Below are 10,548 nucleotides of genomic sequence, written 5' to 3'. Positions count from 1 at the left end.
GTGAAAAGGCGGTGACCCCAGCCTGGCCGTCCGGCCACCACGGTTCAACGCATTTACGCCCCGGGCAGAGGACCGCCGGCTCAGGTGCGGGCGACTCGCCGGACGATGCCGAGCAGCGACTCCTCGACGTCGGAGATCGGCCGGTCGGGCTGGAACACCAGCCAGTCCACGGCCACCACCAGCCCGACGCCGAAGAGCGCCGAGGAGGCGGTCCGCACGTCCAGGTCGGCGGGGAGGTCGCCGCTGTCCACCCCGGCGCGCACGGTCTGCGCGATCACCTCGATCGCCTCGCCGCGCAGCAGCCGCAGCGTCTGCTGCCACTCCCGGTTGGTCCGCCACATCTCCGACAGCAGCAGCTGGGCGAAGGCCCGGTAGCGCTGGATGTACTCCAGTTCGGCCCGGACCAGCGCGGCGAGCGCCTCGCGGGGCGGCAGCCCCGCCACCGCCGTACGGAAGTCGGCGGTGAGCAGCCCGATGCCGTGGCGCAGCAACTCCTCGAAGAGGACGGTCTTGGACTCGAAGTTGTAGTAGACCGTGCCCTTGGCCACCCCGGCGCGGGCCGCGATGTCGTCCACGGTGGTGGCCGAGAAGCCCTGCTCGGCGATGAGTTCCACCGCCGCCACGAAGAGGCGCTGGCGGGTGTCCTCCCGTCGCCGGGACCGTCCGTCCGTCACAGGCCCTCCCCGTCCGCCCGGCCGGCCCGCCGGGGACCGGCGCGGGCCGGGGGCCGCCTGTCGTCGTACCGCCGTCGGGCCCATCAGCATCCTCACATGGTCAGTTCGGGGTGCAGGCGGGCCGGGGTCAGCCGGCGGGCGCGGCGGGCCGCCCCGACGGTGAGCAGCAGCGCCGCCGCACCGAACGCGGCGAGGAGCACCGCCGCGGTGACCACGGTCGTGGTGGACCCGCCGTTGACCGTGTGCCGCAGCCCCTGCACCACGTACGTCATCGGCAGGTAGGGGTGGATCGCCCGGAAGAACCCGGGCGAGGTCTCGACCGGATAGGTGCCGCCGGAGGAGGTGAGCTGGAGCATCAGCAGGGCGAGCGAGGCCAGCCGGCCGGCCGGGCCGAGCGCGGCGCCGAGCCACTGCATGATCGCGGTGAACGCGAGCGAGGTCAGCGCCAGCAGCCCGAGGGTGGCGCCCGGGTGGGCCGGGCCGAGGTCGAGCACCACGGTGACCACGGTGAAGAGCACCCCGGCCTGGGCCAGCCCGATGGCCGCGGCGGGCAGCCAGCCGGCGAGCGCCACCCGCCAGGCGGGCGCGTCGGACATCACGTGCCGCCGGTTGACCGGCCGCAGCAGCAGGTACGTGATCATCGCGCCGACCCAGAGCGCCAGCCCGAGGAAGTACGGGGCGAAGCCGACCCCGTACGAGGCGGCGGCGTGCTCGCTGCGCCGGTCCAGCGAGACCGGGTCGCCGAGGACGTCGGCGCGGCCGGCCGCGTCGTCGTACCCGGGGATCTTCCGCTCCCCGGCGAGCAGCCCGTCGGCGAGCCGGCCGGCGCCGCCCTCCAACGTGGTCAGCCCGGCGGCCAGGCTGTCGCTGCCGCCGCCGAGCTGGGTCAGGCCGCCGTCGAGCTGGCGCGCGCCGGTGGAGAGCTTGACCAGCCCGCCGCGCAGCTCGCCGGCCCCGGTGGCGGCCCCGCCGAGGCCGTCACGCAGCTCGGCGTTGCCCTTGGCGACCTTGTCGGTGGCGTCCGCGAGCTGGCCGAGGCCGTCGGCGAGCTGGTGCACCTTGCCGCGTACGCCGGCGACGTCGTCGGCGAGGCGCGGCGCGGTGGCGGCCACCTTCCGCGCGCTGGCGGCGACCTGCCGCAGGTCCTTCTTCAGCGTGGCCAGGTCGAGCCGGTCGAGGGTGGCGACCATGTCCTCGGCGGTGGCGACGAGCCGGGTGGCGGCCGCCCGGGCCGCCACGATGTTCGGGTCGTCGGCCAGCTCGGGGTGCTCCGCGACGAGCGCGTCGAGCCGGGCGCGCACGGTGCGGGCCTGGGCGAGGGCGTCGTCGGCCTGCCGGGGCAGCGCGTCGATCCCCTTCGCCAGCGCGTCCGCCCCCTCGGCGACGGTGGTGGCCGCCTTCGCGATGGTCTCGGCGTTCTCCCGCAGGACCGGTTCGACCCGGCCGGTGACGGAGTCGACCGTGCCGACGGCGGCGTTCACCCGGTCGGCGGCGGCCCTGGTCTGGGTGGCGACCCGGGCGCTGCCGTCGGCCAACTGGGTCGCCCCGGTGCGCAGCCGGCCGACGCCCTCGGCGAGCTTGTCGGCGCCCTGGGCGCTCTGGCGCAGCCCGCCGGCCAGCCGCCCGGCGCCGGCCTCGGCGTCGTCGAGGCCCTCGGCGAGCTTGTCGGCGCCGTCCTGCGACGTGGTCAGCCCGTCGGCGAGCTGCCCGGCCCCGTCGGCGGCCCGGCCGGTCTCGGCCTTCATGTCGCTGAAGCCGACCAGCATCCGGTCGAAGTAACCGGCGGCGGTGCTCTGCGCGGCGGCGGCCCGGATCTCGCTGAACGCCGAGCGGGCGAGCAGGCCGGACAGGTAGTTGGTGGCGTCGTCGTTGACCACCCGCAGTTCGCCGCGCCGGGCCGGCTGGTCCGGCTCGGGGGCGGCCACGAGGGTGGCCGAGAAGTCCGCCGGGATGGAGAAGACCAGGTGGTAGCGGCCGGCACGCAGGCCGGCGGTGGCGTCCTCGGCGTCGGTCACCGTCCAGCCGAAGACCTTCCGGTCGAGCAGTTCCTCGGTGAGGTCCTGCCCGGCGTGCACCACCTCGCCGTCGCCGGTGGTGGCGGGCCGGTCGGCGTTGACCAGCGCCACCGGGATCCGGTCCATGTGCCCGTACGGGTCCCAGAACGCGTAGAGGTAGAGCGCGCCGTAGAGCAGCGGGATGACGGTGAGCACGGCCAGCGCGGCGCGGGGCAGCCGGCCCCGGGTCATCCGGCGCAGCTCGAACCGGGCGAGGCGGAAGACGCTCATCGGATCACCTCGGTGTCGGTGGTCTGGGCAGTACCGGCGGCAGTCCGGGCGGTACCGGCGGCAGTCCGGGCGGTACCGGCGGTCCCGGCGGCGGTCTCGGCTGTGTCGGCGGTTTCGGTCGCCGCCGGACCGGCGGGCCGGTCGGTCTCGGCTACCGTCGGGGCGGCGGGCCGACCGGTCTCGATCGCCGTCGCACCGGCGGGCCGGCCGGTCTCGGCTCCCGCCGGGGCGGCGGACGGCCCGGTCTCGGTTACCGCTGGACCGACAAACGGGCCAGTCTCGGTGCGCGCCGGAGCGGCGGGCGGTTCGATCTCGGTTTTCGCCGGTCCGGCGGACGGGCCGGTCTCGGTCTCCGCGGGGTCGGCGGGTGGGTCGTCCAGAGCGGTGGATCGGCTCGGCTGATCGACCGGCGGCGCGGCCCGGGGCGCCGGGGCGGTGGCGGGCGGCGGCGGGAGGGTCAGGTCGGGGCGGGCCGGCAGGCTGGGGTCGCCGAGGCGGTGCACGTGCGCCCGCGTCCCCGGCTCGACGGCGCGGGCGCTGGCGACGACGGCGTACCCCTGGTCGGCGAGGCGGGTCAGCGCCGCCCAGAGCCAGGCCCGCTCGGGGGCGTCCGAGCCGGCGTCGACGTCGTCGGCGACGATCAGGCTCGGCCCGCTCAGGGTGGCCAGCACCAGGCCGAGGACCTGCCGCTGCACCGGGGTCAGGTCACGGCCGGGCACGTCCGGGTCCAACGGCACGTCGCCGGTGAACCCCGCCCCGGACAGGGCGGTGGCCAGGGCGTCCCGCCGGTAGGCGCGACGGGCGCGCACCGCGGCGACGGGCACCAGCCGCCGGCGTCGGCGCGGCACCGGCCCGAGCAGCAGCAGGCGCTCCTGGATGTGCTCGGCGACGGTGAGCGCGGGATCCGGCTCGTGCACCCCGGCGACCTGCCCGAGCGCGGCCGGGCCGTGGGTGCGCAGGGTGCCGGCGTTGTGCGGGAAGCGACCGGCGAGGGCGAGCAGCAGGGAGGTTCGGCCGCTGCCGGGCGGCCCGGTGACCGCGTGCAGCTCACCCGCCTCGACGGTCAGGTCGACGTCCCGGAACACCCAACCCCGGCGGGTACGCAGACCCAGCCCGTGCGCCTCGACGATCTTCATCCACATCCCGCCGCCGTTGAACTGACTGGTCAGTACAAAAACATGTCCAGCATAGCGCCGAGCGTCCGGTTCGCAGCCCCGGACACGGGTGATCCAGGCCATGCCGCGCAGGCGATCCACGCCGTGCGGGTAGGCGATGCAGGCCGTGCGGGCAGGCGAGTCACCGCATTCCGGGCAGGCCAGCCATGCCGTGCAGGCAGCCGAGTCGCCCATGGCGAGCAGGCGCGTCGGGCCGCGCACGCACCTCGCGCCGCGCGCCCCACCCCCGCTGCTCCGGCCGCGCCGAGCAGACGGGCCACGCGGGCAGACGGGCCACGCGGGCAGACGTGCCGCGCGGGCAGACGGGCCACGCGGGTAGACGGGCCGCGCGGGCAGAGGAGCCATGCGGGCAGACGGGCCGCGCGGGCAGAGGAGCCACGCGGGCAGACGGGCCACGTCCTGCCGCGTTCAGCGCCGGCGCTGGCGCACGGCTCGTCGGGACGGGACCCGGGGTCAGAAGAGCACGGTGGCCAGGGTGCCGACCGGGCGGAAGCCGCAGCGCTCGTAGACCCGGCGGGCGGGCAGGTTGAAGTCGTTGACGTAGAGGCTCACGGTCGGGGCGACCCGGAGCAGGGCGTCGCGCACCACCGCGGCCATCGCCGCCGTGGCGATCCCCCGCCCTCGCCATTCGGGGGCCACCCAGACCCCCTGGACCTGGGCGGTGCGCCGGGTCACCACCGCCAGCTCGGCCTTGAAGACCACCGCGCCGTCCACCACCCGGGCGTACGCCCGGCCGGAGCGGACCAGGTCGGTGACCCGACGGCGGTAGGCCCGCCCGCCGTCCTCGGCCAGCGGCGAGACGCCGACCTCCTCGGTGTACATGGCGACGGCCGCCGGGAAGAGCCGGTCGACCTCACCGGCGCGCACCCGGCGCACCTCGGGGTCGGCCGGCACCTGGGGCAGCGTGTCGGTGGCCAGCAGCGGCTGGTTCGGACGGACGTCCCGGGCCGGCCCCCAGTACGCGGAGAGCCGGTCCCAGAGACCGAGCACCGCGTCGGCCCGCCCGACGATCGAGGAGCAGATCCGCTCCTCGGTGGCGAGCTGCTCGGCGAAGGCGGCGACGGCCGGCTCGGAGGCGAGCACCGGGGTGAGGTTGCCGCCCAGCCAACAGATCGACTCCAGACTGCGCCGGGGCCCGTAGCCGAGCACCCGCCCCTCGGCACGCCACCACGCCAGGCCCCGGGCGGCGACCCGCTCGGCGACCTGCGCGCCCGCGATCGGATCGAGGTCGAGCAGCCGCTCGACCGCCCGGCGCTCCGACTCCCCCAGTTGGCGTACCGGCACCGTCAGCACGGTTACCAGCCTGCCAGATGGGAGCGGGGGCGCGCGGGCCGACCGGGTCAGACGGCGGCGGGCTCCGGCGCGGCGTCGACCGGGCGGCTCCGGGCGGCCCACCGGACGACCGGGGGCACCAGTGCTCCCAGCAGCAGGAACAGTCCGCCCAGCAGGAGCCAGCCCGGCACCCCCCAGCCGACCGCGAGGCTGGTGACCACCACCGGCGCGATCATCCCGCCGAGCTGCATGCCCATTCCGTACGCCCCTTGGTACTGGCCCTGCGCGTGAGCCGGGGCGAGACCGAACGAGATCCCCCACCCGGCCGCGGCGTGCCACAGCTCGCCCAGGACGTGCACCAGCGACCCGGCCAGCAGCAGCGCCACCGCCGCCGGAGTGGACACGTCCCCGCTGGCGGCGAAGAGCGCGCAGGCGACCGCGATCACCACACCGGCCCGCCGGGCGGCCCGTCCGGCCCCGGCCAGTTCCTCGGTGCCACGCGAGGCGCGGACCTGGAAGAGCACCACGATCACCGTGTTGACCAGCATGCAGGCCGAGACGATCCAGCGTGGCGCGGTGGTGTGCTCGGCGATCCAGAGCGGCAGGGCGATGTTGAGCAGCCCGAAGTGCATCGACATCAGCCCGTCGAGGACGGTGAAGGCGAGGAACGGGCGGTCCCGCAGCGCGACCAGCCGCGGCCCGTGGGTGGGAGCCGGCACCGGCGGCAGCGGCGTCAGCCGGAACAGGATCGCCGCCGCGAGCAGGTACGTGGCGCAGTCGAGCAGGATCAGCGCGACGTACCCGGCCCGGGTGTCGGCCGCGAGCCCGACCCCGGCGACCACGGCGCCGACGGAGATCCCCACGTTGGTGACCGCCCGCAGGTACGCCCGGGTGCGTACCCGTTGGTCGGCGGGGACGGCCCCGGCGATGAGCGCGCCCCGGGCGCCCCGGGTGGCGGCGTCGGCGACCGCCATCAGCACCCCGACCACCAGGAAGGTGGCGAACGACCGGACGGCCACCAGGGCGGCGGTGCACGCGGCAGAGGCGAACAGCGCGCCGATCTGCATGCCGCGCGGGCCGTGCCGGTCGGCGAGGTAGCCCATCGGTGTGCTGGCCACCAGGGCGACCAGCGCGGTGACGGTGAGGCCGAGGCCGACCTGGGCCACCGTCAGCCCGACCGAGCGGGTCAGGAAGAGCGCGCTGACGGTCAGCCAGGTGCCCCGCCCGACGGTGTTGACCAGGGTGGACAGGGCGAGCGTCCGGGCCGGCCCCGGTTCAGGAAGCAGTAACACCCCCACACCCTAACAAGACGTACGTACGGTTTGCTGCCCCGCCCCAGCCCACACCACTCCCCCCACGCCCGCAAAAACAGAGAAAGAGTGGCTATTCCTTGCGGAATAGCCACTCTTTCTCTGAAAGTGCGCGCTCCGAGCCGCCGCGCGCCCCGGGGCGCGGGGTGGGTGGGGGCGGGTGGGTGGGTGGGTCAGTGGACGGTGACGGTGGCGCCGGGGACGAGGTCGCGCAACTCCTCGGGGATCTCGGCGCCCATCTCGTCGGCGAGGCGGAGCGCCTCCTCGATCAGCGTCTCCACGATCTGCGCCTCGGGCACGGTCTTGATGACCTGGCCCTTGACGAAGATCTGGCCCTTGCCGTTGCCGGACGCCACCCCGAGGTCGGCCTCGCGGGCCTCGCCCGGACCGTTCACCACGCAGCCCATCACGGCCACCCGCAGCGGCACCGGCAGCCCCTCCAGGCCGGCGGTGACCTCCTCGGCGAGCTTGTAGACGTCCACCTGGGCCCGGCCGCAGGACGGGCAGGAGACGATCTCCAGACCCCGCTCCCGCAGGCCCAGCGACTCCAGGATCTGGTTGCCGACCTTGATCTCCTCCACCGGCGGGGCCGACAGCGAGACCCGGATCGTGTCGCCGATCCCCTCGGCCAGCAGCGCGCCGAAGGCGACCGCCGACTTGATGGTGCCCTGGAACGCCGGACCGGCCTCGGTCACGCCCAGGTGCAGCGGGTAGTCGCACTGCTCGGCGAGCTGCCGGTACGCCCGGATCATGACCACCGGGTCGTTGTGCTTGACGGAGATCTTGATGTCGCGGAAGCCGTGCTCCTCGAAGAGCGAGCACTCCCAGAGCGCCGACTCGACCAGCGCCTCGGCGGTGGCCTTGCCGTACTTGGCGAGCAGGCGCTTGTCCAGCGAACCGGCGTTGACGCCGATCCGGATCGGCACGCCCGCGTCACCGGCCGCCTTGGCGATCTCCTTGACCTTGTCGTCGAACTGCCGGATGTTGCCCGGGTTGACGCGTACCGCGGCGCAGCCCGCGTCGATCGCGGCGAAGACGTACTTCGGCTGGAAGTGGATGTCGGCGATCACCGGGATCTGCGACTTCTTCGCGATCGCCGGCAGCGCCTCCACGTCGTCCTGGCTCGGCACGGCGACCCGGACGATCTGGCAGCCGGACGCGGTCAGCTCGGCGATCTGCTGGAGGGTGGCGTTGACGTCGGAGGTGAGGGTGGTGGTCATCGACTGCACCGAGACCGGCGCACCCCCACCGACCGGCACCGAGCCGACCATGATCTGGCGGCTGGCCCGGCGCGGGGCGAGCGGCGGGGGCGGCACGGCGGGCATACCGAGACTGACAGCGGTCACTTCAGGCACTCACCTTGAGAAGAGCGTGATCGGGTTGATGATGTCCGCGGTGGCGGTGAGCAGCGTGAAGGCGCCACCGACCAGGATCACCACGTACGTGACGGGCATGAGCTTCATGTAGTCGACCCGGCCCGGGTCCCGGCGGCCGATCAGACCGTACAGCCAGGAGCGGGCCCGTTCGAACCAGGCGATCGCGATGTGACCGCCGTCCAGGGGCAGCAGCGGCAGCAGGTTGAACACCCCGACGAAGAAGTTCAGCGAGATGAACAGCAGGACCAGCATCTGCCAGACGCCGTTCTCCAACGCCTCGCCGCCGAGCCGGCTGGCGCCGACCACGCTGATCGGGGTGTCCTTGTCCCGCTCGCCACCGGTGATCGCCTCCCAGAGGGCGGGCACCTTCTCCGGGATCCGCTTCATCGCCTCGTACGTGCCGACGGCCAGGTCCTTGGTGTAGCCGGCGGTGGCCGGGATCGCCTCGACCGGGCCGTACGTGACGTTGGCCGGGACGCCCGGCGGCAGCGACGGGCCGACCACACCGACCACGGAGACGGTCTTCGCGGGCCCGTCCGGGTCGTCCAGCGGCTTGCGCTGCACGGCGGCCGGGGTGACCTGCAGTTCGCCGGTCACGCCGTCGCGCTCGTACCGGATGGTGGCCGGCTGTCCCGGGGGCAGCTCCCGGGCCGTCTTGGTCAGCGCGGCGTAGTCCGCGACCGGGACACCGTTCACCGCGAGGATCTTGTCGTCGTCGCGCAGGCCGGCCTGCTTGGCGGGGCTTGCCGGGTCACCCGGGGCGCACTCGCGCTGCGCGCCGTCGGGCAGGATGCAGTCGACGACCTTGACGTGCGCCGGCAGCGGGTTCGGAATGTCCTTGTTCGGCATGCCCATGAACATCGCGGCGAGCCAGATCGCGATCGCGGCCAGTGCGAAGTGCACGACCGAGCCGGCGGACATCACGATCGTCCGCTTCCAGACCGGGTAGCGCCACATGGCGCGGTGCTCGTCGCCCGGCTCGACGTCGTCGTCCTGCGGCGTCATGCCGACGATCTTGCAGAAGCCGCCGAGCGGGATGGCCTTCAGGCCGTACTCGGTCTCGCCGCGCCGGAACGAGAAGATGGTCGGGCCGAAGCCGACGAAGTACCGGGTGACCTTCATCCCGAACGCCTTGGCGGTCAGCATGTGACCGGCCTCGTGCAGGCTCACCGAGATGAGGATTGCCAGGGCGATCACCACCACCCCGAGCAGATACAGCATCAGGCTTCCTTCCCCGATCCCGAGATGATCTCCTGCGCGTGTGCGCGGGCCCACGACTCGGCCGCGAGCACGTCCTCGACGGTACCTGGTTCGTCGAAATCGGGTGCCTCGTCCAGCACCCGTCGGAGGGTGTCGACGATGCCGAGGAAGGGCAGCCGGCCGGCGACGAACGCCGCGACGCACTCCTCGTTGGCGGCGTTGTAGATCGCCGGACGGCAGCGGCCGGTCTCGCCGGCGGCCTTGGCCAGCGCCACCGCCGGGAACGCCTCGTCGTCCAGCGGCGCGAACTCCCAGGTGTGCGCCGTGGTCCAGTCGACGGCCGACGCGGCGTCCGGCACCCGGTCGGGCCAGCCGAGGCCGAGCGCGATCGGCAGCCGCATGTCCGGCGGACTGGCCTGGGCGAGGGTGGAGCCGTCGGTGAACTCGACCATCGAGTGGATCACCGACTGCGGGTGCACCATCACCGTGATGTCGGCGTAGGGGATGTCGAAGAGTTCGTGCGCCTCGATCACCTCCAACGCCTTGTTGACCATGGTGGCCGAGTTGATCGTGACCACCGGGCCCATGTTCCAGGTGGGGTGGGCCAGCGCCTGCTCCGGCGTGACCCGGGTCAACTCGTCGCGCCGCCGGCCCCGGAACGGCCCGCCGCTGGCGGTGACCACCAGCCGGCGCACCTCGCCGCGGGTGCCGCCGCGCAGGCACTGCGCCAGCGCCGAGTGCTCCGAGTCGACCGGCACGATCTGCCCCGGCCGCGTCACCGCGGCCTTCACCAGCGGGCCGCCGGCCACCAGCGACTCCTTGTTCGCCAGGGCGAGGGTACGACCGGCGCGCAGCGCGGCCAGCGTCGGCGCGAGCCCGAGCGATCCCACCACCCCGTTGAGGACGACGTCACAGGGCCACTGCGCCAGCTCGGTCATCGCGTCCGGACCGGCGACGATCTTCGGCAGCTTGAAGTCCCCGGTGGCCCAGCCGCGCCGGCTCGCCTCGGCGTAGAAGGCGAGCTGGAGGTCCTGCGCGGCGGTCGCCTTCGCCACCCCGACCACCTCGACGCCCAGCTCCAGGGCCTGCGCGGCGAGCAGCGCGACGTTGCCGCCACCGGCGCCGAGCGCCACCACCCGGAACCGGTCCGGGTTGCGCTGCACGATGTCGATGGCCTGGGTGCCGATCGAGCCGGTGGAGCCGAGCAGGACGAGGTCGCGGCGAGTTGTCACCGGGCCATTCTGCCCCGCCGTCGC

8 protein-coding genes are annotated in these 10,548 nt (G+C 74.2%); all 8 read right to left on the bottom strand.

The genetic code is table 11. From position 1 onward, the window contains the following. Positions 1-80: 80 nt before the first annotated feature. Positions 81-674 carry a TetR/AcrR family transcriptional regulator gene (locus GA0070614_RS23105; protein WP_088977929.1) on the bottom strand — a complete coding sequence of 198 codons (594 nt, stop codon included), beginning with the start codon at positions 672-674 and terminating at the stop codon, positions 81-83. 92 nt (positions 675-766) lie between these two features. Beyond that, positions 767-2,959: a YhgE/Pip domain-containing protein gene (locus GA0070614_RS23100; protein WP_088977928.1), complete on the bottom strand. Its 2,193-nt coding sequence runs from the start codon at positions 2,957-2,959 to the stop codon at positions 767-769. Next, the gene (locus GA0070614_RS31240) at positions 2,956-4,095 is read right to left on the bottom strand and encodes an ABC transporter ATP-binding protein (RefSeq protein WP_231933364.1); all 1,140 of its coding nucleotides are present in this window, start codon (positions 4,093-4,095) and stop codon (positions 2,956-2,958) included. The genes GA0070614_RS23100 and GA0070614_RS31240 overlap by 4 nt, the downstream gene beginning before the upstream one ends. A 492-nt stretch (positions 4,096-4,587) precedes the next feature. Next, positions 4,588-5,427 carry a GNAT family N-acetyltransferase gene (locus GA0070614_RS23090; RefSeq protein WP_088977927.1) on the bottom strand — a complete coding sequence of 280 codons (840 nt, stop codon included), beginning with the start codon at positions 5,425-5,427 and terminating at the stop codon, positions 4,588-4,590. A 47-nt stretch (positions 5,428-5,474) separates the two neighbouring features. After that, positions 5,475-6,698 carry an MFS transporter gene (locus GA0070614_RS23085; protein ID WP_088979601.1) on the bottom strand — a complete coding sequence of 408 codons (1,224 nt, stop codon included), beginning with the start codon at positions 6,696-6,698 and terminating at the stop codon, positions 5,475-5,477. A 191-nt stretch (positions 6,699-6,889) separates the two neighbouring features. Continuing rightward, positions 6,890-8,062, bottom strand: a complete 1,173-nt coding sequence (gene ispG / locus GA0070614_RS23080; protein WP_088977926.1) for a flavodoxin-dependent (E)-4-hydroxy-3-methylbut-2-enyl-diphosphate synthase — start codon at positions 8,060-8,062, stop codon at positions 6,890-6,892. 9 nt (positions 8,063-8,071) lie between these two features. Next, positions 8,072-9,313 carry a M50 family metallopeptidase gene (locus GA0070614_RS23075; protein WP_088977925.1) on the bottom strand — a complete coding sequence of 414 codons (1,242 nt, stop codon included), beginning with the start codon at positions 9,311-9,313 and terminating at the stop codon, positions 8,072-8,074. Next, on the bottom strand, positions 9,313-10,524 hold the full coding sequence (dxr, locus tag GA0070614_RS23070) for a 1-deoxy-D-xylulose-5-phosphate reductoisomerase (protein ID WP_088977924.1): 1,212 nt from the start codon (positions 10,522-10,524) through the stop codon (positions 9,313-9,315). The genes GA0070614_RS23075 and dxr overlap by 1 nt, the downstream gene beginning before the upstream one ends. Positions 10,525-10,548 lie beyond the last annotated feature (24 nt).

It is taken from the genome of Micromonospora coxensis (genome assembly GCF_900090295.1).
Taxonomy (GTDB): Bacteria; Actinomycetota; Actinomycetes; order Mycobacteriales; family Micromonosporaceae; genus Micromonospora; species Micromonospora coxensis.
Note: the sequence above shows the minus strand (reverse complement) of the source record. Positions and strands in the feature narration are given on the sequence as shown.